Origin of the sequence: Nonomuraea fastidiosa (assembly GCF_042751225.1) — a bacterium.
GTDB lineage: Bacteria > Actinomycetota > Actinomycetes > Streptosporangiales > Streptosporangiaceae > Nonomuraea > Nonomuraea fastidiosa.
In genome coordinates, this window is record NZ_CP170570.1 from 9008999 (window position 1) to 9031409 (window position 22411).

Genomic DNA, 22411 nt, shown 5'->3' on the forward strand with positions numbered 1-22411 from the left:
ACGGCCCCTACCATCGATGGCGTGAAGCTACCCGCCGACAGCACCAACCCCTTCGTCCGGCTGCTGCGCTCCTTCCTCGCCCCGACCGAGCGGTCGATGCGGGCCTGGGCGCTGGCGTCCGTGGTGGTCAACGCCGGCATCACGGTCACCGGGGCCGGCGTGCGCGTGACCGAGTCGGGGCTGGGCTGCCCGACCTGGCCGCGATGCACTCCCGACAGCTTCGTCCCGGTCGTGCACGCCGATGTCGACCCGCTCAACATGGCGGTGGAGTTCGGCAACCGGCTGCTGACGTTCCTGGTGCTGGCGGTGGGCGTGGCGTGCGTGCTCGCGGCGCTGCGGCTGTCGCCCCGGCGCTCCTCGCTGGTGCGGCTGGCCTGGCTGCAGCCGGTCGGCATCGTCGCCCAGGCGCTGTGGGGCGGGCTGGTGGTGGGCACCATGCTCAACCCGTTCACGGTGGGCATGCACTACCTGATCTCCAGCGGCCTCATCGCGGCCTGCTGGCTGCTGTACGCGCGCTCGGGCGAGGGCGACGCCCCCATGCGGCGCATCACGCACCGCGACGTCAGAAGGCTCGGCCACGTGCTGCTCGCCGCCGTGTTCGTGCTGCTGGTGGTGGGCGTCGGGGTCAGCGGCACCGGCCCGCACTCGGGCGACGAGCTGGCCTCGCGCTTCGACTTCGACATCGAGGTCATCGCCCGGCTGCACGCCGACATCGCCTACGTCGTGGTCGGGCTGACGTTCGCGCTGCTGTTCGCCCTCCACGTGACCAACGGGCCCCGGCCCGCCCGCCGTGCCGCGCTCGCGCTCTTCGGAGCCGAGCTGCTGCAGGGCCTGATCGGTTACACGCAGTGGTTCCTCGCCGTGCCGGCCCTGCTGGTGCTGCTGCACGTGCTCGGCTCGACCCTGGTGTGGACCGCCACGCTGCGGGTCGTCACCTCGCTGCGCGCCCGCGACCGCGAGCCCGCCCCCGCGACCCGCTCCCCCACCGAAGCAGCCGCCACCCTCTGACCGCGACCCACCCCCACCGGAACGGCCACCACCCTCTGACGGCGACCCACTCCCACCGGAACGACCACCACCCTCTGACCGGAACCCACTCCCCCACCGGAAAGACCGACGCCCTCTGACCGGAACCCACTCCCCCACCGGAAAGACCGACGCCCTCTGATCGGATATGCCAGGGTTTATGGGAGATGTCCGCCACTCCCCCGGTCCTGGAAGGGTGCGATTTGCTGGGAAAAGTCCGCCTCTCTCGGAAGACGCTGCGCCGGGCGTACCAGGGGCTGGTCCTGGCCAGCGTGCTCGCCCTGGCGCCCATGACGTGGGCCTGGCTGAGCAGTTCGGGACATCGCGCGACGGCGGAGGAGCCGGGCTGGCAGGCGCGGGTGCCGCAGGCGCAGGCCGCGCTCGTGCTGGGCGCGGGCCTGTACGACGGCGTCCACCCCAGCCCGATGCTGGCCCGCAGGCTCGACATCGCCGCCGAGCTGTACCGGGCGGGCAAGGTGCGGGCGCTGCTGCTGTCGGGCGACAACAGCCGCGCGGACTATGACGAGCCGACGGCGATGCGCGACTACCTGCGCGCCAGGGGCGTGCCGGACGCCGTGATGGTGCTCGACTACGCCGGGTTCGACACGTGGGACTCGTGCGTGCGGGCGCGCCGGGTGTTCGGCGCCGAGAAGGTGACCGTGGTGACCCAGGAGTTCCACATTCCCCGTGCGGTGACGCTGTGCAGGGCGGCGGGGCTGGAGGCGTTCGGGGTGGGTGACGACTCGGTCAGGCGTTACGCCGTCACCACCTACGCGAGCGCCGCCCGCGAGGTGTTCGCCGCGGGCAAGGCGTTCGTCGACGCCGTGGTCCTGCACTCCGACCCCGTCTACCCGGGGCCGCGCGAGGTCTCGCTCACCGAGATCCTGGCCCGGCCCGGCGGCGCTCAGGTGGGGGCGCCCGGCGCGTAGCCGGGCGGCGGCGACCCCCTCGCCACCGAGCGCGCGTGCATCGACGGCACCGGGAAGTCGGCCCTGGCCGTGCTCATGCATTCGAGCAGCGCCCGCTGCTCCTCGTGGAAGGTGTGCTCGTCGACCATGTGGCGGGCGGCACGCTCGTGCAGCAGGCCCAGCTCGGTGGCGGCGAGCTGGTAGTCGCGCATCGCGCGCACGCCGGCCTTGCCGCCGTGGGCGCGGGCCCACTGGCGCGCCTGGCGGCGGCGGGAGAACGTCGAGAGCATGTAGATGTCGGCCGGGGTGACGAGCTTGGTCGGCTCGTACGGCGGCAGGTAGCGCTGGATGAGCGCCACGATGCGCCGCCGGTCCCTGAACACTACGCCGATGAGCACCACCAGCACGACCAGCAGCGCCAGGTAGGCCACCACGAGCCCGGGGAAGCCGCCGTAGGAGGCCAGGCCGTTCCACAGGCCGTGCAGGATCATCGCGCCGGTCCAGCCCGCCAGCACGTACGTGGTGCGCTCGGGCCCGCTGCGCTGCGCCGCGTACGCGACCGCGACGCCGATCATGGAGCTGAACAGCGGGTGGGCCAGCGGCGAGAGCACCCCGCGCAGCACCACGGTCACGGCCAGCCCCTTGACGCCCGAGGTGGACAGCGCGCCGAGGTAGTAGCTGACGTTCTCGCTCATGGCGAAGCCGAGACCGACCATGCTGGCGTAGATGACGCCGTCGGTGGGCCCGTCGAGCTCGGCCCTGCGGAAGCGCAGCAGCCCCAGCAGCACCAGCCCCTTCATCGTCTCCTCCACCACCGGCGCGCCGAACGTGGCCGCGATGTTGCGGGCGCTGGCCTCCGACAGCTTGGCGGTGTCGATGATGTAGTGCAGGTTGAGCGAGTTGATCACGCCGGCGACGAGGACGGCGATGCCCGCGCCCCACGCGAAGGCGAAGATGAGGTTGCTGCGCGGCTCCGGCTCCATGCGGTCGAGCGCCAGCACCGCGGCGAGCAGCAGCGGCACCGGCGCCAGGGCCAGCATGAGCGCGATGAAGAACTGCACCGGAGCGCCATTGATCAGGTCGAAGGAGAACGAGACGAAGGCGCAGATGCCGGTGATGACCAGCCCGATGATCAACGCGAACGACGGGCGGTCCTTCAACACCCAGCGTGGATCACGGGTCGCCATACGGTGACTTTAACGGATCGCAGTGCCGGGGTCCGTGTGGGTCGGCGCAGTGCCGGTCGAGCCCCGGCACCCCATGATCGACCTGCAGCGTCGTGTGGCCGATCGCGAACCGCTCGTGCAGCAGGTCGGCAAGGCGCGTGCGCACTTTGTGACAATCCGAGCCGCGGCTGACGAGCACGTGGGCCGAGAGCGTGGGATAGCCACTCGTCACCGTCCAGACATGCAGGTCGTGCACCTCCTCGACGTCGGCGTCCGAGGCCAGCAGCCGGCCGATCTCGTCGGGGTCGAGGTCGCTGGGCGCGGCCTGCAGCAGCACCCGGCAGGAGTCGCGCAGCAGCCCCCAGCCGGCCTTGAGCATGAGCGCGGCGACCACGAGCGCGGCGATGGCGTCGGCCTGGCGGAAGCCGGTCAGCCAGACCACGAGGCCGGAGACCGCGGTGGCGACGAAGGCGTACATGTCGTTGAGCACGTGCTGGAAGGCGCCCTCGACGTTGAGGCTGCGCCGGTTCGCCTTCGACAGCAGCCAGGCGGCGCCCGCGTTGACCGCGATGCCGGCCACGGCGGTGACCAGCACGACCGGGCCGTGCACGTCGGGCGGCTGCAGGATGCGCTGCACGCCTTCGTAGGCGAAGTACGCCACGAGCAGCAGCAGCGTCACCCCGTTGATCTGCGCGGAGAGTATCTCGGCCCGCTTGTAGCCGAAGGTGTAGGCGCCCTTGGCCGGGCGGGCGGCGATGCGCATGGCGAGCAGCGCCAGCGCGATCGCGCTCGCGTCGGTCAGCATGTGGGCGGCGTCGGAGATCAGCGCGATCGAGTTCGCGACCACGCCCGCGACCACCTCGGCCACCATGAAGCCGCAGATGAGCGCGAGCGCGCCCCACAGGTACCGCCTGTCGGCGTCGGGGCTCAGCGCGTGCCCGTGCCCGTGCCCGTGCCCATGAGCGCGGGCATGTCCGTCAGCATGGGTGCGGCCGTGCTGCACACCGCTCATCCCGTCTCCTTCAGATGCTCCCGGCTCAGGTCGAGCAGCATGCGGACGTGGGCGTCGGCCAGCCGGTAGTAGACCGTCCTGCCCGCCCTGCGGCTGGCCACGATCCCGGCCGTGCGCAGCAGGCGCAGCGCGTGGGAGACGGCGGTGTCGGACACCTCGACGGCGTCCGCCAGGTCGCACACGCACAGCTCGCCCGCCTCCAGCAGCGCGTACAGCAGGCGGGCCCTGGTCGGGTCGCCGAGCAGGCGGAACAGCTCGGCCAGCCGGGTCGCCTCCTCAGGTGTCACGAGCCGGTCGCGGGTGGCCGCGACCCTCGCGGCGTCGGTCTCCGGCACCGCGCATCCGTCCAGGCCCGTGACAACATCTGAAGAGGTGTTCATATGTGCATGGTACGAACGTGAAAAAGCCCGGCGCAACGGCCGGGCCAGAAAAGTCAGGACAACAGCGGGTCGATCGCCACGGCGAGGAAGAGCAGCGCCAGATAGGCGTTCGACCAGTGGAAGAAGCGCATGGGCCGCAGATGCACGCCCGTCTTGCCGGCGTTGAGCCTGGACAGCAGGCGGTGCACCTCCCACAGGCACATCACGCCCAGCACGGCCGCCACGATCGGGTAGAACAGCGTGGTGCCCGCCACCGGCCACAGCGCCAGCGAGCACAGCACGGTCGCCCAGGTGTAGGCGATGGACTCCAGCACCACGCGCCGCTCGGTGGCCACCACCGGCAGCATCGGCACGTTGGCCGCCGCGTAGTCCTCCTTGTAGCGCATGGCCAGCGTCCAGGTGTGCGGCGGCGTCCAGAAGAACACCACCCCGAACAGCACCAGCGGCGCCCAGTCGAGCCGCTCGGTGATGCCCGCCCAGCCGATCATCACCGGCATGCAGCCGGCGATGCCGCCCCACACGATGTTCTGGGCCGTGCGCCGCTTGAGGATCATCGAGTAGACCAGCACGTAGAACAGGATCGCGCCGAGCGACAGCAGCGCGGCCAGCCAGTTGGTGGTCAGCCAGAGCCCGGCCGTGGACACCACGCCGAGCACGATGCCGAAGATCAGCGCGTTGCGCGGCGAAACCTGGTGCCTGGCCAGCGGGCGCTTGCGGGTGCGGCGCATCTTCTGGTCGATGTCGCGATCCACATAGCAGTTGAGCGCGTTGGCGCTGCCCGCCGATAGGGTGCCGAACACCATGACCGAGATCGACGTCCACAGCGGCGGAAGGCCGCCCGCTGCGAGGAACATCACCGGCAGCGTCGTGATCAGCAGCAGCTCGATGATCCGCGGCTTGGTGAGTGCGATGTAGGCCTTGACGACCACGCCGAACGTGCGCGGCGCCTCCACCTTCGGTGACGGGGCCGTCGCCTGCCTGTTGGTCAGCACCGTCAAGGCGCTTCCAGCCTGTCGGAAGTCAACGCGTAACCTCTGATTAGAGCGGATCCTTGGGCGGGCGCCGGAACGCCCCTGCGAACAAACAAACTGTAGTCGCAGGGTGAGCCGGTCCGGCCAATGGGGGGCTTGAGCCGTACATGGACACGCGAGGGTGGAATGGGAATCGATCGCCGTCCCTACTCGGTTAGTGTCCCGTGTAGGCGCGGGCCACGCGATCTCGCGGCCGGCCCTACGCACCACCGCGCGCGCGACCTGCGACCGGCCGGCAGGCCGGGCGCCGGACGGCGCCAGGTGACCGGCCGCGGGCGGGACAAGCCACAACCAATGACAACTAGATTCCGGAGATCGAGCACTTGAGCACCGAACTCGTGCCAGCCCTTGAGTGGACCGACCTCGACAAGAAGGCGGTCGATGTCGTCCGGGCACTGGCGATGGACGCAGTGGAGAAGGCGGGCTCGGGTCACCCCGGCACCGCCATGAGCCTGGCCCCCGCCGCCTATCTGTTGTTCCAGCGCGTGATGCGTCACGACCCCACCGACCCCGGCTGGATCGGTCGTGACCGCTTCGTGCTGTCGTGCGGCCACACCAGCCTGACGCTCTACATCCAGCTCTTCCTGTCGGGCTACGGACTGACGCTTGACGACCTCAAGCGGCTGCGGCAGTGGGACAGCCTCACTCCCGGCCACCCCGAGCACGGCCACACGGCGGGCGTCGAGACCACGACGGGCCCGCTGGGCCAGGGCCTGGGCAACGCGGTGGGCATGGCGATGGCCGCCCGCCGTGAGCGCGGCCTGTTCGACCCCGACGCCGCGCCCGGCGCCTCGCCGTTCGACCACCACATCTGGTGCCTGGTCAGCGACGGCGACATCGAGGAGGGCATCAGCCACGAGGCCAGCGCCATCGCCGGCCACCAGAAGCTGGGCAACCTCATCGTCATCTACGACGACAACCACATCTCCATCGAGGACGACACCCAGATCGCCAAGTCGGAGGACGTCGTCGCCCGCTACCAGGCCTACGGCTGGCACACCGAGAGCGTCGACTGGACCGCCGGCGGCGAGTACGTCGAGGACGTCCAGGCCCTGTACGAGGCGCTGCAGAAGGCCAAGGCCGAGACCGACCGCCCGTCGTTCATCCGGCTGCGCACCATCATCGGCTGGCCGGCGCCCAACAAGCAGAACACCGGCAAGATCCACGGCTCGGCCCTGGGCGAGGCGGAGGTCGCCGCCACCAAGCAGGTGCTGGGCATGGACCCGAGCAAGACCTTCGACGTGCCGGACGAGGTGCTGGAGCACGCCCGCGGCATCGTCCAGCGGGGCCGCGCCGACCACGCCGAATGGGAGAAGAGCTACAGCGAGTGGCGCCTGGCCAACCCCGAGCGGGCCGCCGAGCTCGACCGCATCTCGCACCGCGAGCTGCCGGCCGGCTGGGCGACGGCGCTGCCGTCGTTCGAGACGGGCGCCTCCATGGCCACCCGCAAGGCCTCCGGCGAGGTGCTGAGCGCGCTCGCGCCGGTGCTGCCCGAGCTGTGGGGCGGCTCGGCCGACCTGGCGGAGTCCAACAACACCACGATGAAGGGCGAGCCGTCCTTCATCCCGGAGGAGTACCAGACCAAGGAGTTCCCCGGTAACCGCTACGGCCGCACGCTGCACTTCGGCATCCGCGAGCACGCCATGGGCGCCATTCTCAACGGCATCGCGCTGCACGGCGGCACCCGCCCGTACGGCGGCACGTTCCTGGTGTTCTCCGACTACATGCGCCCGGCGGTGCGGCTGGCCGCGCTGATGAAGCTGCCGGTCGTCTACGTCTGGACGCACGACTCCATCGGTCTCGGCGAGGACGGCCCCACCCACCAGCCGATCGAGCACCTGTGGTCGCTGCGCGCGATCCCGGGCCTCGACGTGGTGCGCCCGGCCGACGCCAACGAGACGGCCTACGCGTGGAAGGCCGTGCTTGAGCACACCGACCGGCCGGCCGCGCTGGCGCTGACCCGCCAGAACCTCCCGGTCTACGAGGGCACCAGCGCCGACGGCGTGGCCCGCGGCGGTTACGTGCTGCGCGAGGCATCCGACGGCCAGCCGCGGGTCATCCTCATCGCCACCGGCAGTGAGGTGCAGATCGCCATCGAGGGCCGCGAACTCCTGGAGTCGCAGGGCATCCCGACGCGGGTGGTCTCCATGCCGTGTGTCGAATGGTTCAACGGGCAGGATCCGGCATATAAGCAGACGGTTCTGCCCTCGTCGATCAAGGCTCGGGTCGCGGTCGAGGCGGGCGTCGCGCTCGGCTGGCACGAGTACGTCGGCGAGCACGGCGAAGTGGTCAGCCTCGAACACTTCGGCGCGTCGGCCCCGTACAAGACGCTGTACGAGCAGTTCGGGCTGACGGCGGAGCGCGTCGCGGCGGCGGCCAGGGCGAGCCTGGCCAAGCTCGGTCAGGACAAGGGCGAGACGACGGGAAACTGAAGAAGAATGAGCGAGATCCTCAACAAACTGTCCGGCCAGGGCGTGGCCATCTGGCTCGACGACATCAGCCGTGAGCGGCTGCGCAGCGGCAACCTCGAGCAGCTGATCCGCGAGAAGAACGTCGTCGGCGTGACGTCCAACCCGACGATCTTCGCGAACGCGCTCAGCAAGGGCGACGCCTACGACTCCCAGATGCACGACCTGGCGGTCCGCGGCGTCGACGTCGGCGAGGCCGTGCGCGCCATCACCACCTACGACATCCGGTGGGCGGCCGACGTGCTGCGCCCGATCTACGACTCCAGCGGAGGCGTCGACGGCCGCGTGTCGATCGAGGTGGACCCGCGCCTCGCCCGCGACGGCGAGCGGACGATCGCCGAGGCCAGGGCGCTGTGGTGGCTGGTCGACCGGCCCAACCTGTTCATCAAGATCCCGGCCACGCTGGAGGGCCTGCCCGCGATCACGCAGGCGCTGTCGGAGGGCATCAGCGTCAACGTCACGCTGATCTTCTCCCTCGAGCGCTACCGCGCGGTCATGGACGCCTGGCTCGCCGGGCTGGAGGCCGCGCAGGCCAAGGGCATCAACCTCGCCACGATCGAGTCGGTGGCCTCGTTCTTCGTCAGCCGCGTCGACACCGAGATCGACAAGCGGCTCGACAAGCTGGGCAAGCCGGAGCTGAAGGGCAAGGCGGGCGTGGCCAACGCGCGCCTGGCGTACGCGGCGTTCGAGGAGGTCATGAACTCCGAGCGCTGGCAGCGCCTGCGCGAGGCCGGCGCGCGTCCGCAGCGGCCGCTGTGGGCCTCCACGGGCGTCAAGAACCCCGAGTACCCCGACACGCTCTACGTCGACCAGCTCGTCGCCCCCGGCACCGTCAACACGATGCCGGAGAAGACGCTCGACGCCGTGGCCGACCACGCCACCATCACGGGCGACACCGTGCGCCCGTTCTACGAGCAGGCGTGGAACACCATGGCCGCGCTCAAGGACGCCGGCATCGACTACGACGACGTCGTGAAGGTGCTGGAGGACGAGGGCGTGGAGAAGTTCGAGGCGTCCTGGAACGAGCTGCTGGAAAGCGTCAGCAAGAACCTGGTTCCGTGATGTACGTCTCTTACCGCGAGGAGGGGGTGGCCGCTGCCGCCTCCTCCGTCGCGGGGCGCCTCGTCGCCGACGGCGTGCCCGCGCGGCTCGCCGACGGCGACCCCACGCTGTGGGGTGAGGACGCCGAGGCGGAGGCGGCGGCCCGGCTCGGCTGGCTGTCGCTGCCCCGCCACTCCCGCGAGCTGCTGCCCGTGCTGGGCAGGCTCGCGGACCGGGCCCGCGCCGCGGGCCTGACCAACGTGGTGCTGGCCGGCATGGGCGGCTCGTCGCTCGCGGCGCAGGTCATCTGCGACACCGCGGACGTGCCGCTCACCGTGCTCGACACCACCGACCCAGGCCAGGTGCGCAGGGCCCTGGCCGAAGGGCTTTCCTCCACGGTCGTGGTGGTGGCGGGGCGCAGCGGCTCGACGGTCGAGACCGACTGCCTGCTGCGCGTCTACGAGCAGCGCTTCGCCGACGCCGGCCTCGACCCGGCCGGCCACATCGTGGTCGTCACCGCTCCAGGGTCCCCGCTGGAGCGGCACGCCGTGCGGGCCGGCTATCAGCTCGTGCCCGCCTCGCCCAGCGTGGGCGGCCGCTACTCGGCGCTGTCGGCGTTCGGGCTGGTGCCCGCCGCCCTGGCGGGTGCCGACGTGGAGCGGCTGCTCGACGACGCCGGCGAGGTGCTGCCGCTGCTGTCGCGCGAGGACGGCAACCCCGGGCTCGACCTGGGCGCCGCGCTCGCCGCCTCGGCGCTGGCCGGCCGCGACAAGCTGGTGCTCGAAGACCGGCTGACGGCCATCAACGGGCTGCCCGACTGGATCGAGGAGCTGGTCGCCGAGTCCACCGGCAAGCAGGGCAAGGGCATCCTTCCCGTGGTGGGCGCCGACCCCAACGGCGCCTCCGACGAGCTGGTCGTCGCCATCGACTCCGACGACGGCGACGTGCGGGTCGACGGCCCGCTGGGCGCGCAGTTCCTCGTCTGGGAGTACGCGACCGCGCTCGCCTGCGCGGTGCTGCGGGTCAACCCGTTCGACGAGCCCAACGTCGCCGAGTCCGCCGCCAACACCGACACCCTGCTGTCCCTGCCCGACCTGCCGACCGGCGCGCCGTCGTTCGTGGACGGCCCGGTCGAGGCGTACGGCGCGGCGACGGCCAGGGACCTGCCCGGGCTGTTCGCCGAGCTGCTGCACACCATCCCCCGCGACGGCTACCTCGCGATCATGGCGTATCTCGACCGGCTGGCCGCCTTCGACGCGCCGGTGCCCGAGGGCGCCGACTTCGACCAGATGACCGACGCCTGGATGATGGCCGACCCGCTGACGCTGCGCGCGCTGCTCGCGCAGCGCACCGACCGGCCGGTCACGTTCGGATGGGGGCCGCGCTTCCTGCACTCGACCGGGCAGTACCACAAGGGCGGGCCGCAGAACGGGGTGTTTCTGCAGATCACGGGGGCAGTGGAGGAAGACGTCGCCGTTCCCGGCCGGCCCTACACGCTGGGCCGGCTTCAGCTCGCGCAGGCGCTGGGCGACCTGGGGGCGCTGGAGACCCGCGGCCGCCCTGCCGTACGCCTGCATCTGACCGACCGCGCGGCGGGAGTCGCGCGTTTGCTCGCAGCCGCACAGGAGGCTTGAGATGACTGACCGCGCTGACCCCGCGGCACCTGAAGAACCCGCGGCGCCGGGCGCGCCCGCGGAGGAGGCCCTCACCGTGGCGTCCGCCGTCGCCGGCACGTCCACCACCGAGGCGGTGGCCGCGGCCAATCCGCTGCGCGACCCGCGCGACAAGCGGCTGCCCAGAGTGGCGGGGCCGTGCGTGATGGTGTTGTTCGGTGTGACGGGTGACCTGGCCAAGCGCAAACTGCTGCCGGCGATTTACGACCTGGGCAACCGGGGGCTGCTGCCACCCGGCTTCTCGCTGGTCGGCTTCGCCCGGCGCGATTGGAAGGACCAGGATTTCGCCCAGTTGACGTACGAGGCCGTCAAGGCGCACGCCAGGACGCCGTTCCGTGAGGAGGTCTGGAAGCAGCTTCGCGAGGGCATCCACTTCGTGCCCGGCGAGTTCTCCGACGACGGCGCCTTCGATGCGCTCGCCATGGCGTTGGCCGAGATCGACGAGACCCGGGGCACCGGCGGAAACTACGCTTTCTACCTGTCGGTGCCGCCGAAGTTCTTCCCCGTGGTGGTGGAGCAGCTCAAGCGCACCGGCCTGTCCGACGCGCCCGAGGGTTCCTGGCGGCGCGTGGTGATCGAGAAGCCGTTCGGCCACGACCTGAAGTCGGCACACGAGCTGAACGAGATCACCACCTCGGCCTTCCCCGAGAGCTCGATCTTCCGGATCGACCACTACCTCGGCAAGGAGACGGTCCAGAACATCATGGCGCTGAGGTTCGCCAACAACCTCTACGAGCCGATCTGGAACCGCAGCTTCGTCGACCACGTGCAGATCACGATGGCCGAGGACATCGGCATCGGCGGCCGGGCCGGCTACTACGACGGCATCGGCGCCGCCCGCGACGTGATCCAGAACCACCTGCTCCAGCTTCTCGCGCTCGTCGCGATGGAGGACCCGACCTCGTTCGAGGCGGCCTCGCTGCGCCGGGAGAAGGAGAAGGTGCTCAAGGCCGTGCGGCTGCCGGCCAACCTGGCGCTCAACACCGCGCGCGGCCAGTACGCCGCCGGCTGGCAGGGCGGCGAGAAGGTCGTCGGCTACCTCCAGGAGGAGGGCATCTCGCCCGACTCCACGACCGAGACGTACGCGGCGATCAAGCTGGAGATCGCCAACAGGCGCTGGGCCGGGGTGCCGTTCTACCTGCGCACCGGCAAGCGGCTCGGCCGCCGGGTGACCGAGGTGGCCGTGGTGTTCCAGCGGGCGCCGCACCTGCCGTTCAGCGCCGACGACACCGAGATCCTCGGCCAGAACGCCCTGGTCATCCGGGTGCAGCCGGACGAGGGCATCACCGTGCGCTTCGGCTCGAAGGTGCCGGGCACGGCGATGGAGGTGCGCGATGTGTCCATGGACTTCGCCTACGGCGAGTCGTTCCTGGAGTCGTCGCCCGAGGCGTACGAGCGGCTGCTGCTCGACGTGATGATCGGCGATCCGCCGCTCTTCCCGCACCAGCGGGAGGTGGAGCTGTCGTGGAAGATCCTCGACCCGATCGAGGAGTTCTGGGCCACGCAGGGCCAGCCGGAGCCGTACGAGTCGGGCTCGTGGGGTCCCACGTCGGCCGATGCGATGATGGCCCGCGACGGCCGCGTGTGGAGGAGGCTCTGACATGACGACCTTCATGCTGACCGACACCACGGCAGGCAAGATCGCCGCCCAGTTCACGCACCTGCGTCACCAGATGGGCGCGCCGGCCATCGGCATGGTGCTCACGCTCGTCGTGGTCTGCGAGGAGCGCCACCAGTACGACGCGCTGCGGGCGGCCACCGAGGCGGCCCGCGAGCACCCGTCGCGCATCATCGTGGTGATCAAGCGCGAGGAGGACGAGCCGATCAGGCTGGACGCCGAGCTGCGCATCGGCGAGAACACGCCCGGCGAGGTCGTGGTGCTGCGCCTGTATGGCGAGCTGACCGAGCACGCCGACTCCGTCGTCAGCCCGCTGCTGCTGCCCGACACGCCCGTGGTGGCCTGGTGGCCGGGCGCGGCGCCCGACGTGCCGTCCAAGGACGCCATCGGGGCGCTGGCGCAGCGGCGCATCACCGACGCCAAGGGCTTCGACGACGGCGGCGTCAAGTCGCTGGTGACCCGCGCCAAGGGGTACGCCCGCGGCGACACCGACCTGGCCTGGGCTCGGATCACGCCGTGGCGCAGCCTGCTGGCGGCCGCGTTCGACCAGCCGGTGGGCAAGGTGCGCAAGGGCACGGTCGAGGCCGCGGCCGGCCACCCGAGCGCGCCGCTGCTCGCGGCCTGGCTGTCGGAGCGGCTGGGCTGCTCCGTCAAGGTCGTCGACTCGGCGGGTCCCGGCCTGACCGCCGTGCGCCTGCAGCTCGCCGCGGGCGGTGAGCTGTCGGTCGTGCGCAACGACGCCCGCGTGGCCACGCTCTCGCGTCCCGGCCAGCCGGACAGGACCGTGGCGCTGGCCCGCCGGCAGACCTCGGAGCTGATGGCCGAGGAGCTGCGCAGGCTCGACAGCGACGAGATCTACGAGGCCGCGGTCAAGCGTTTCGCGAGGACGTTCAAGGGATGAGCAAAGTGAGCGTGCCCACCATCGTCGTGCACCGTGACGCCGAAGTCCTGGCCAACGCCGTGGCGGCGCGCATCATCACGCGGCTGGTCGACGCGCAGGCGGCCAAGGGCTCTGCGTCGATCGTGCTGACCGGCGGCACGATCGGCACCGCCACGCTGGCCGCCATCGCGGCCACGCCGGCCAGGGACGCCGTCGACTGGCGGCGCCTGGACATCTGGTGGGGCGACGAGCGGTTCCTGCCCGACGGCGACAAGGAGCGCAACGAGACCGGCGCCCGCCAGGCGCTGCTCGACCACGTCGACGTCGATCCCGAGCGGGTGCACGTCATGCGCGGCCCCGACTCGGGGATGACGGCCGAGGAGTCCGCCGACGCCTACGCAGCCGAGCTGCGCAAGGCCGCCAGGCCCGAGGATCACGGGCCGGTGCCCGCCTTCGACGTGATGCTGCTCGGCATGGGGCCGGACACCCACGTGGCGTCGCTGTTCCCCGGCATGCCGGCCCTGTACGACACCCGCCCGGTGGTGGCCGTGCACGGCTCGCCCAAGCCGCCGCCCACCCGCATCTCTCTGACCCTGCCCGCCATCCAGGCCTCGCGCGAGGTGTGGGTGGTCGCGGCGGGCGAGGAGAAGGCGGGCGCGGTGCGCATGGCGCTGTCCGATTCCGGGCCCGTGCAGGTGCCGGCGGCGGGGGCGCGGGGGCGCGGGCGGACGCTGTTCCTGCTCGACCGCGCGGCGGCGGCCAAGATCCCGCCGGGTCTCGGCCGCCTCGCATCCCCGTGATCCGCCGCGTCCGGGAAGCCTCGTGCCCGGCGGCTTCCTGAGACCCGGTCAGACCCTTTCAGAGGCCCCCAGAGCCCACCTTGCGCGAGGTGCGGCCTTGGGGGCCTCGGCTTTGCCGCCAGAGCCTTCGAGCGTCCCTGAGAGCCTTGTGGAGGGCTTCCGCGGCTCGCTCCCCTCGCGGGGAGCTCCCTGCTCCGCCCGGGCGACGTGTGGCTCACTCCCCGTGGCGCCGGACGCCGGGCGGCCGACGTGGTGCACGCTCAGCCGGGTGCGGCCGCGAGGGTGTCGATCTCGGTGAGCAGTGCCTGCTTGCGCTCCTCCGCCAGGTACGACGCCCGCACCCCGTTCCGTGCCAGCTCGGCGAGCTGCTCCCGGCCGAAGCCGAACACCCGGGCCGCGACCCGGTACTCGTCGGCCAGCGTGGTGCCGAACATGGGCGGATCGTCGCTGTTCAGCGTCACGTACAGCCCCTCTTCCAGCAGCCGGGGCAGCGGGTGGTCCTCGATACGGGCGATCTGTCCCGTGCACAGGTTGGACGTCGGGCAGACATCGAGCGGGATCTGCGTCTCCCGCAGATGCGCCACCAGCCGGGGGTCGGCCAGGCAGTTGATGCCGTGGCCGATGCGCTCGGCGCCGTAGTGCTCCACGACCTCCCAGATCGTCTCCGGCCCGGTCATCTCCCCGCCGTGCGGGACGCTGTGCAGCCCGGCCGCCCGCGCGGCGGCGAACGCGGCGCGGTAGGCGTCGCGGTACTTCGGGCGTTCCTGTTCGATCCCGCCGATGCCGAAACCTACCAACGCGGTGGGAGGTTCTTCGAGCGCGTGCTTGAGCGTCACCTTGGCGGCCTCTTCGCCGTACTCGCCGGGGATGTCGAAGATGTAGGCGATCTCGACGCCGTGCTCGGCGAGCGCGTCGCGGGCGGCCAGGTCGAGCGCCTCGGTGACCGCGCGCATCGGCAGGCCGACCACGTGCTGGGCGTACGGCGTGACCTGCAGCTCCGCGTACCGCCCGCCTTGGGAGGCGAGGTCGCGGGCCAGGCCGAGCACGAGCGTGGCGACGTCCTCGGGCTCGCGTATGAGCGCGTTGACGGCCGCGTACACGCGGGCGAAGTGCGGAAAGTCCCGGAAGGTGTAGAAGCGGCGCAGCTCCTCCTCCGTGGTGGGGACGCCGCTGCCCGGGTGGCGGCGCGCCAGCTCCAGCACGGTGGGGACCGAGGCGGAGCCGACGTGGTGAACGTGCAGCTCGACCTTGGGCAGGGCGTCGATGAAGTCGTCGAGGGTCATGCGGACGACCATAAGACCGGCGTATCCCGAAAAGACAGGTTTCAGCGCCGAATCTCACACAAGTTTGTCAGATTATCGGGCCGAGTCGCGCTGAGGCGGTGACCAGCACCGACGTGCATGATCGCGGGCCGCCGCGCCGCCCGCTCACCGCTCCAGCCGTTGCCGGGCGTGGCGTTCCTCGCGGCGCGCGACTTCGAGCCGCTGCCTGGCGTCCTCGAGTTTCTTACGCGCCTTGGCCAGCTTCCTCTCCAGCCGAGCCACCTTCCCCGCGCGCTCGTCGTGCTCCTTCTGGGCGGTCTCCAGCTGCGCCGCCCACTCCCGGTGCGCCGCCTCGGCCTCCTCGCGCTCCTTGGCCTTCCTGGCGGTCTCCTCCTCCCGCCTGCGCGCCTCCTCGGCCGTGTCCGCCTCGTCTCCGCCGCTCTTCTTCCTTCGCGGCGGACGCTCGCGGGTGACGGGCGCGGGGGCGAAGCCGCTGTACCGCAGGGGCTTGGCCAGCCGCCCCCGCCGTACCTCCTCGGCCGCCTCCCCGTCCACCAGGGCGGCGTCCAGGGTCTGGTCCACCTCGGTGGCGGCGGCGGCCGACAGGTCACCCGCCCGCCTGGCCAGCCGGCCCACCTTGGCGGTCACCTCACCCCTGAGCCGGGCCAGCTCGGCCAGCGCGTCCGCGTCCTGCTCCCGCCAGGCCGCGCGCAGCCGCTCCCCCACCTCCAGCAGCTCGCGGAGCTCGTCGGGATGCTCGCGGGAGAGCCGGTTCACCGCCCACGCCGACACCGTGGGCTTGCGCAGCTTCGCGATCTCGCGGGAGAGCCGTACGTCGCCCGCCTCCTTCGCCGCGCGGGCCTCCTCCGCGCGGGCGGCGGTGAACTCCGGCGGCGGCACCCCGTACAGGCGATCGGCCACCTCATCGAGATCCACACAGGACAAATACCCTCCGCCGCCGATTTTCTAGCGCATAGTGGAGACAGCCCCAGCCGAACGGAGGCCCCCGGTGTTCGAGCGATTCACCGACCGTGCGCGCAGGGTCGTCGTCCTCGCCCAGGAGGAGGCGCGGATGATGAACCACGACTACATCGGCACTGAACACATATTGCTCGGTCTCATCCACGAGGGCGAAGGGCTCGCGTCCCTCGTGCTCACCGAGTGCGGCGTGCAGCTGGAGCGCGTACGCGCGTTCGTGGAGCAGGAGATGGGCCACGGTGCCAAGGAGCCCCACGGGCACATCCCCTTCACGCAGCGCGCGAAGAAGGTCCTGGAGCTGTCGCTGCGCGAGGCCCTGCAGCTACGCCACAACTACATCGGTACCGAGCACATCCTGCTGGGCCTGATCAGGGAGGGCGAGGGCCCGGCCGCCCAGGCGCTCGCCGACGCGGGCGTGGAGCCCGCGGACGTACGCCGGCGCGTCCTCGACCGGCTCAGCCGCGGCTCCAGGGAACGTCCGTCCGAGATCTTCGCCGCAGGCGGCTCGACGCTGCAGGAGCAGCTCACCCAGATCCAGGAGAGCCTCGATCGGATCGAACGCCACCTCGGCATCAAACGCGACGAGCCGCCCGCACCAGCGAGCCGGGAGGGCACGGCGAGGGACGACGAGAACCGGGACGACGCGAACGGCGAGGACGCCACCGGCACCGGCTGACGCCCATCCGGCCGAGCACCGGCTGACGCCCATCCGGCCGAGCACCGGCTGCCGGCCCGCCACCGGACAGCCGGCACCTCCCGCGACCGTAAGGCGCCATCCAGCCACGACCGGCGACCCCCATCACGCCACCACGGGAACCGAACATCGACGCCCCGAAGGTCAGCGGAGGGCGGCCAAGGTGTCGAGTGGGTTCTCCAGGAGGTTGGCGAAGGCCAGCTCGGCGGCCCCGGCGAGCGTGGTGTCGTCGCCGAGCGCGGTCACCGCCAGGCGGACGCGTTCGCGCGACACCGGCAGCACGTGGGCGTCCACGCGCTCCCTGACCCGGGGCGCGGCGCCCGGATAGACGTCGCGCAGCATGCCGCCGAAGACCACCAGCGCCGGGTTGAACAGGTTGATGAGGTTGACGATGCCGACGCCGAGCCAGTCGCCGACCCGGTCGAGCGCGTCCTGCGCCCGTGCGTCACCGGTGGCGGCCAGGGCGACGACGGCTCTGATACCCTCGCGGCCGAACAGCTCGCCGGCGCGTCCGGCGTACCCGAGCAGCGCCTCCTCGCCCACCTCCGCCTCCAGGCAGCCGCGCGACCCGCACAGGCAGGGGCGCCCGTCGAAGGGGTTGACCAGCATGTGCCCGAGCTCGCAGCCGTAGCCGCCGTCGCCGTCGAGCAGCCTGCCGCCGACGATGATCCCGCCGCCGACGCCGACGTCGCCGTGCAGGTAGATGAGGTTGTCGACGTCCCTGCCCGCACCGCGTACGTGCTCGGCGACCGCGCCCAGGTGCGCCTCGTTGCCCACCTCGACCGGCAGCCCGAGCCCGAGCCCGGCGGCGAGCTCCGGCCCGAACGCCTGGTCCACCCAGCCGAGGTGCGGCCCGTAGCGGACCGTGCCGTCGGCTCGCCTGATCAGCCCGCAGTACGACGCCCCGATGCCCACGCACAACGCGTCGGGACCTGCCTCCGCCACCAGCTCGCGGCCGAACGCGGCGAGGACGCCGACGACATCCTCCAGGTCCACGCCCGCGCGGGCGCGTACGGCCTCGCGCCGGGCGAGCACCCGTCCGCCGAGCCCCACGCGGGCCGCGATCAGCCGGTCCACGGCGACGTCGAACGCGAGACCGTACAGGCTCTCCTGCTCGGGCATGACGACGATGGACGGCCGCCCCGCGCGGCCCCTGCGGTCGGGGACGCCCTCGCGGACGAGCCCGGCAGCGGCGAGTTCGGCGGTCAGGTCCATGATGGTGCTGCGGTTGAGGCCCATCCAGCGGCTCAGCGCGGCCCGCGACACCGCTCCCTCTTTGTGCACGCGCCGCAGCACCTCGCTCAGGTTGCGCTGCCGCAGCTGCTCCTGTGTCCGCGCGCCCGCCGTCGTCGTCGCCGTCACCCTCGCCAGCTTAGAACCTGTCCTCGCCCGCGCCCAGCGGGACGGAGTCCGGCGGCCCGGGTGTCAGACGGGCACCACCGCGCCCACAGGAAGCCGGGCCTCCACCACGCCGGGGTCGTCGGTGTAGCCGAGCGTCGCGCCCAGCGAGATCATCAGCCGCCGCATCCTCGCGTTGTCCGACAGCATCGAGGCCTTGACCTCGGCGTAGCCCAGGTCGGCCGCCGCGCGTACGAGCATCCTCGCCATCGCCGTCCCCAGGCCGCGCCCCTGCCAGCGGTCCTCGACCAGGAAGGCCATCTCCGCGATGCCCGGGTCGGGCGTGAACAGCAGGTTGGCCATCCCCACGACCTGCCCGTCGTGCCCGGCGACCAGCGAGTAGCCCTTGCTCCTGTCGCACAGCCGGTCGAACATGCGCGGCGGCAGCGTCGGCATGGCGGTGAAGTAGCGGAACCTGCGCGATTCGGGCGAGCAGCGGTCGTGCAGGTCGCGTACGGCCTCGCGGTAGATGGAGGTGAGCGGCCGCACGGTCACCTCCACGCCGTCGGACAGCTTGATCGCGCGCTCGGGGGCGGTCTGCTCGGGCGCGGGCTGGGCGAGCCTCGCGAAGGCGGCCGCCCTGGCCGCCTCGGTCAGCGTGAACGGCAGCTCGGCGCGCCGCAGCCGCACCGCCCGCTTCGGCGCGACCGGCACGACGAGCTGGGTCGGGTCGGGTAGATCACTCACGGCCTCACCATAGATCCACCGCGCGTCGTCCGCGCGCAGCAGCTCGGCCAGCAGCTCCGGCAGCCGCCACGGCATCGAGCGCAGCCTGGAGGCCAGCAGCAGCGCCCGGGTGGGCTCGTCGGTCAGCTCGTGGGCGGTGGCGGCCACCACCTGGACGCGGCGGCCACCGGCCGCCTCCAGCGCCTCGCGCACGGTCTCGGGTGCGGCGGGGATGTCCGTGACGAACTCGTCGACGGTGCCTTCGGCATCGGACTGGACGCTCAGGCCGAGGATGTTGCCGCCCCTGTCGGCCAGGGCCGCCGCCAGCGAGGCCAGGCGTCCGGGCCGCTCGTCCACCGTGGTGCGAATGCGCAAGAATCCCATGCGTCAGAGCATGACGGGAAGCTGTTACGCGGCCGCTACCGATGTGTTTACATCGCGTGATTCATCGCGAGATGTCCGCTTATATCGCACAATGTCATCCTTATCCCACCCGCGCCAGCTTCCGGACCAGCGCCACCCGCCGGCCGCACACCACCGTCGGCACCCACAGACCGGCGGGCCCCGACAGACCTCGCGACCCCTGTGGCACCACCGGCGTCACCGACATGTCGGCAGCACGGCCCCAGCCGCCGCTCCTCGCCGACCATCTACGCCGGCGCGCCACCACCCTGGGCCACCGCCGCCAAGCGCGCACCAGAAGCAACTCCACCCCCTCCGCACGCGAGCCGGTCGGCACCCGCAGCCGGTGCAGCATCCCTGGCATGGGGCCCCGCGTCGCAACCAGGCACCTCCTCGATCCCCCTGGTCGCCATGCACCCAGCCACCGCCAACCGCCTGCCTGTCCTTCCGCGCCCGACTCCCGACCAGCACCCGCGCCCACGCCTCTTGCCTCGTGACCGTCGCGGGCCGGCCCTCTGGGATCTACCTGCACCAACGCTTCAGAGCTCATTCCGTGCCCCACCACTCCCCCATGCTGCGCTGCACCACTCCCTCTAGCAGCGCTCCAGCCCTGTCTCCCCGCTCCAGTCCCGTCCCCGCACCGCGCTTCGGGAGCTCATTCCGTGCCCCACCGCTCCCTCATGCTGCGCTGTACAGCCCCCTCTGACAGCGCTCCAGCCTGCGCCTCCCCGCATCGCGGGCCCACTCGGACCGCCCTTCCTCTGCCCTTCCCAGACGCCGGAAGCGAGACCTCAACCGGCTCCCCCTCGCTCAGATCGTCGCCCAGAGCGGCCCTCCTCCCCTGCGAGCGGGGGCAAGATCGCGCCGAACGGCCCGGCAACGCCGACGAAACGCTCCTCCCGATGCCGGCGGGGGCAAGATGGAGCGACTGCGAGAAAGGACGACGCTCGATGAACATCCTCTTCCGAGGCGGCCGGGTCTTCACCCCCGACGGTGTCGTCGCCGAGGCCGTGCTGATGCGGGGCGGCGTGATCGCCGCCGTGGGGCCGGAGGGGGAGCTGGCGCGCGGGCCGCACGAGACGGTGGATCTCGACGGCGGTCTGCTGGTGCCGGGTTTCACGGACGCGCACATGCACCCGATTCAGGCGGGCCTTGAACGCGCAAAGTGCGACTTGTCCGAAGATTTCGGCCTAGACGCGTACAAAGAAAAGATCGCCGACTATGCCGCGAAAAATCCGGAGAAAGAGTGGATCGATGGCGGCGGATGGGACATGTCGGCTTTCCCCGGCGGCCTCCCCCACCGCGATCATCTCGGCTTCCTCGACCGCCCCGCGTACCTGATCCAGCGCGACCACCACGCCGCCTGGGTCAACACGCGGGCCCTGGAACGCGCCGGCATCACCCGCGACACCCCCGATCCCGCCGACGGCCGCATCGAGCGGGACGCGAACGGCGAGCCGACGGGCGTCCTGCACGAGGGCGCGATGGACCTCGTCGGCCTGCTCACCCCGCGCCCGACCGCCCAGGACCTGCAGGACGCGCTGGCGGACGCCGAGCGGCACCTGTTCTCGCTGGGCGTCACCGGCTGGCAGGACGCCATCGTGGGCTCGTACGCGGGCTCCGACGACCCGCTGCCCACCTACCTGGCGGCGGCCCGCTCAGGACGCCTGCGGGCGCGTGTGGTGGGCGCCCTGTGGTGGGACCGCACGCGCGGCCTGGAGCAGATCGAGGACCTGGTGGCGCGGCGCGCGTCGGCGGAGGGGCTGGAGCGGTTCAGGGCCACCTCGGTCAAGATCATGCAGGACGGCATCACGGAGAACTTCACCGCCGCCACGCTGGAGCCGTACTGCCTGTGCGGGGGCACGGGCCTGTCGTACGTGGACCCGGCCAAGCTCAAGGAGTACGTCGCCGAGCTGGACCGCCTCGGCTTCCAGGTGCACTTCCACGCCATCGGCGAGCGCGCGGTGCGCGAGGCGCTGGACAGCCTGGAGGGCACCGATCCGGCCAACCGGCACCACATCGCGCACCTGCAGATCATCGAGCCGTCGGACGTGCCGCGCTTCGCCGCGCTCGGCGTCACGGCCAACCTGCAGCCGCTGTGGGCGACCCATCACGCGCAGATGGACGAGCTGACCCTGCCCTACCTCGGGGAGCCGCGTTCGTCGTGGCAGTACCCGTTCGCGGACCTGGTGGCCTGCGGCACCCGGCTGTGCGCGGGCAGCGACTGGCCGGTCTCCGACGCAGACCCGCTGCAGGGGATGCATGTGGCGGTTAACCGTACGGAGCCGGGCGGCTCGGTGCACGCCGGCTACCCGACGGCGCAGACGCCGTTCCTGCCCGAGCAGCGCATCGACCTGGCGACGGTGATGACGGCGTACACGGAGGGTTCGGCCTGGATCAACCGCTCACCGGCCGGGCGCATCGAGCCGGGACGGCCCGCCGACCTGGTGGTGCTCGACCGCGACCCGTTCGAGCTGCCGCCCGGCGACATCTGGACGACCAGGGTGCGGATGACGTTCGTGGACGGCGAGGCGGTCTACGAACGCGCCTGAGCCCGCACCCCGGCCCGTGCCCCGGGGCAAGCGCAAGCCGGGACAAGCGGAAGGGGCCCCGGCGTTCGCCGGGGCCCCTTCGCCCATCGTCAGGAGGAGAAGGAGGAGGAGGACTTGCTGCTGCGCAGGCGCTCCAGTGCCTCTTCGAGGATGGCCTTGCCGTCCTTGTCGCTCCTGCGCTCCTTCACGTACGCAAGGTGCGTCTTGTACGGCTCGTTCTTCGGCGGGGCGGGCGGCGCCTTTTCGTCCTGGCCGGCTGGGAGACCACAACGTGGGCAATCCCACAGCTCGGGGACCGCCGCGTCGCTGGCGAAACTGGGGCGCGTCTCGTGCATGTTGGCGCACCAGAACGAGACCCGCACTCTCGGAGCTGCCTCGCCGCGCTCGGCCTCCCCCATCGGGCCGGCGCCGACTCGGCTGCCACGGATCGCGTTGCCACTACCCACGGATGAACTC

Annotated in this window: 18 protein-coding genes and 1 pseudogene; 10 read left to right on the forward strand and 9 right to left on the reverse strand. The window is 71.6% G+C overall.

The window, feature by feature from the left end:
* Positions 1–21 precede the first annotated feature (21 nt).
* Positions 22–1008, forward strand: a complete 987-nt coding sequence (locus tag ACFMQL_RS41535; protein WP_364065765.1) for a COX15/CtaA family protein — start codon at positions 22–24, stop codon at positions 1006–1008.
* Between the two features lie 221 nt (positions 1009–1229).
* Positions 1230–1955, forward strand: coding sequence for an ElyC/SanA/YdcF family protein (locus ACFMQL_RS41540; protein WP_364065768.1), 726 nt, complete (start codon positions 1230–1232; stop codon positions 1953–1955).
* Here ACFMQL_RS41540 and ACFMQL_RS41545 read toward each other — a convergent pair.
* Genes ACFMQL_RS41545 through ACFMQL_RS41560 form a run of 4 tightly spaced genes read right to left on the reverse strand, consistent with a single transcriptional unit; the run spans position 1931 to position 5490 of the window.
* A complete protein-coding gene (locus ACFMQL_RS41545) occupies positions 1931–3121 on the reverse strand; it encodes a PrsW family intramembrane metalloprotease (RefSeq protein WP_378790111.1) in 1191 nt (396 codons plus the stop codon). The genes ACFMQL_RS41540 and ACFMQL_RS41545 overlap by 25 nt on opposite strands.
* Positions 3108–4112 (reverse strand): cation diffusion facilitator family transporter, encoded by a 1005-nt coding sequence (locus tag ACFMQL_RS41550; protein WP_364065773.1) that lies wholly within the window; start codon positions 4110–4112, stop codon positions 3108–3110. The genes ACFMQL_RS41545 and ACFMQL_RS41550 overlap by 14 nt, the downstream gene beginning before the upstream one ends.
* On the reverse strand, positions 4109–4492 hold the full coding sequence (locus ACFMQL_RS41555) for a metalloregulator ArsR/SmtB family transcription factor (protein WP_364065776.1): 384 nt from the start codon (positions 4490–4492) through the stop codon (positions 4109–4111). Before ACFMQL_RS41555 ends, ACFMQL_RS41550 begins: the two co-directional genes overlap by 4 nt.
* 53 nt (positions 4493–4545) lie before the next feature.
* Positions 4546–5490 carry a heme o synthase gene (locus ACFMQL_RS41560; protein ID WP_364065779.1) on the reverse strand — a complete coding sequence of 315 codons (945 nt, stop codon included), beginning with the start codon at positions 5488–5490 and terminating at the stop codon, positions 4546–4548.
* A gap of 434 nt (positions 5491–5924) precedes the next feature.
* Here ACFMQL_RS41560 and tkt point away from each other — a divergent pair, with 434 nt between their 5' ends.
* The 6 genes from tkt to pgl are packed head-to-tail and all read left to right on the forward strand — an operon-like array spanning position 5925 to position 14003.
* Positions 5925–7955, forward strand: coding sequence for a transketolase (tkt, locus tag ACFMQL_RS41565; protein WP_378790273.1), 2031 nt, complete (start codon positions 5925–5927; stop codon positions 7953–7955).
* A gap of 6 nt (positions 7956–7961) precedes the next feature.
* Positions 7962–9053 carry a transaldolase gene (tal, locus tag ACFMQL_RS41570; RefSeq protein WP_364065783.1) on the forward strand — a complete coding sequence of 364 codons (1092 nt, stop codon included), beginning with the start codon at positions 7962–7964 and terminating at the stop codon, positions 9051–9053.
* Positions 9053–10666, forward strand: a complete 1614-nt coding sequence (locus ACFMQL_RS41575; RefSeq protein WP_364065952.1) for a glucose-6-phosphate isomerase — start codon at positions 9053–9055, stop codon at positions 10664–10666. Before tal ends, ACFMQL_RS41575 begins: the two co-directional genes overlap by 1 nt.
* A 1-nt stretch (position 10667) precedes the next feature.
* Entirely contained in the window at positions 10668–12305 is a 1638-nt protein-coding gene (gene zwf, locus ACFMQL_RS41580) for a glucose-6-phosphate dehydrogenase (RefSeq protein ID WP_364065785.1), read from the forward strand.
* A 1-nt stretch (position 12306) separates the two neighbouring features.
* On the forward strand, positions 12307–13224 hold the full coding sequence (locus ACFMQL_RS41585; protein ID WP_364065788.1) for a glucose-6-phosphate dehydrogenase assembly protein OpcA: 918 nt from the start codon (positions 12307–12309) through the stop codon (positions 13222–13224).
* Positions 13225–13229: 5 nt separating this feature from the next.
* Positions 13230–14003: a 6-phosphogluconolactonase gene (gene pgl / locus ACFMQL_RS41590; protein ID WP_364065955.1), complete on the forward strand. Its 774-nt coding sequence runs from the start codon at positions 13230–13232 to the stop codon at positions 14001–14003.
* 260 nt (positions 14004–14263) lie between these two features.
* On the opposite strand, the gene add is transcribed toward pgl, so the two are convergent.
* Together add and ACFMQL_RS41600 are read right to left on the reverse strand one after the other, a co-directional pair.
* Positions 14264–15286: an adenosine deaminase gene (gene add, locus ACFMQL_RS41595; protein WP_364065791.1), complete on the reverse strand. Its 1023-nt coding sequence runs from the start codon at positions 15284–15286 to the stop codon at positions 14264–14266.
* Positions 15287–15430: 144 nt separating this feature from the next.
* Positions 15431–16201: a hypothetical protein gene (locus ACFMQL_RS41600; RefSeq protein WP_364065794.1), complete on the reverse strand. Its 771-nt coding sequence runs from the start codon at positions 16199–16201 to the stop codon at positions 15431–15433.
* A 73-nt stretch (positions 16202–16274) separates the two neighbouring features.
* Here ACFMQL_RS41600 and ACFMQL_RS41605 point away from each other — a divergent pair.
* A pseudogene (locus ACFMQL_RS41605) lies at positions 16275–16811 on the forward strand (Clp protease N-terminal domain-containing protein); the annotation flags it as partial.
* 270 nt (positions 16812–17081) lie between these two features.
* Here ACFMQL_RS41605 and ACFMQL_RS41610 read toward each other — a convergent pair.
* Entirely contained in the window at positions 17082–18299 is a 1218-nt protein-coding gene (locus tag ACFMQL_RS41610) for an ROK family protein (RefSeq protein ID WP_364065797.1), read from the reverse strand.
* A gap of 63 nt (positions 18300–18362) precedes the next feature.
* Positions 18363–19385: a GNAT family N-acetyltransferase gene (locus ACFMQL_RS41615; RefSeq protein ID WP_364065800.1), complete on the reverse strand. Its 1023-nt coding sequence runs from the start codon at positions 19383–19385 to the stop codon at positions 18363–18365.
* A gap of 968 nt (positions 19386–20353) precedes the next feature.
* Between ACFMQL_RS41615 and ACFMQL_RS41620 the strand changes: the two genes are divergently transcribed.
* Positions 20354–21955, forward strand: a complete 1602-nt coding sequence (locus ACFMQL_RS41620) for an amidohydrolase (protein ID WP_378790112.1) — start codon at positions 20354–20356, stop codon at positions 21953–21955.
* 89 nt (positions 21956–22044) lie between these two features.
* On the opposite strand, the gene ACFMQL_RS41625 is transcribed toward ACFMQL_RS41620, so the two are convergent.
* The gene (locus tag ACFMQL_RS41625; RefSeq protein WP_364065805.1) at positions 22045–22401 is read right to left on the reverse strand and encodes an RNA polymerase-binding protein RbpA; all 357 of its coding nucleotides are present in this window, start codon (positions 22399–22401) and stop codon (positions 22045–22047) included.
* Positions 22402–22411: the final 10 nt, after the last annotated feature.

Bases quoted from the DNA above. Each gene is read 5' to 3' on its own strand.
- ACFMQL_RS41575 (WP_364065952.1), top strand. From the start codon at position 9,053: ATGTACGTCTCTTACCGCGAGGAGGGGGTGGCCGCTGCCGCCTCCTCC.
- ACFMQL_RS41545 (WP_378790111.1), bottom strand. From the start codon at position 3,121: ATGGCGACCCGTGATCCACGCTGGGTGTTGAAGGACCGCCCGTCGTTC.
- add (WP_364065791.1), bottom strand. From the start codon at position 15,286: ATGACCCTCGACGACTTCATCGACGCCCTGCCCAAGGTCGAGCTGCAC.
- ACFMQL_RS41555 (WP_364065776.1), bottom strand. From the start codon at position 4,492: ATGAACACCTCTTCAGATGTTGTCACGGGCCTGGACGGATGCGCGGTG.
- tkt (WP_378790273.1), top strand. From the start codon at position 5,925: ATGGACGCAGTGGAGAAGGCGGGCTCGGGTCACCCCGGCACCGCCATG.
- zwf (WP_364065785.1), top strand. From the start codon at position 10,668: ATGACTGACCGCGCTGACCCCGCGGCACCTGAAGAACCCGCGGCGCCG.
- tal (WP_364065783.1), top strand. From the start codon at position 7,962: ATGAGCGAGATCCTCAACAAACTGTCCGGCCAGGGCGTGGCCATCTGG.
- ACFMQL_RS41620 (WP_378790112.1), top strand. From the start codon at position 20,354: ATGAACATCCTCTTCCGAGGCGGCCGGGTCTTCACCCCCGACGGTGTC.
- ACFMQL_RS41615 (WP_364065800.1), bottom strand. From the start codon at position 19,385: ATGGGATTCTTGCGCATTCGCACCACGGTGGACGAGCGGCCCGGACGC.
- ACFMQL_RS41550 (WP_364065773.1), bottom strand. From the start codon at position 4,112: ATGAGCGGTGTGCAGCACGGCCGCACCCATGCTGACGGACATGCCCGC.
- ACFMQL_RS41585 (WP_364065788.1), top strand. From the start codon at position 12,307: ATGACGACCTTCATGCTGACCGACACCACGGCAGGCAAGATCGCCGCC.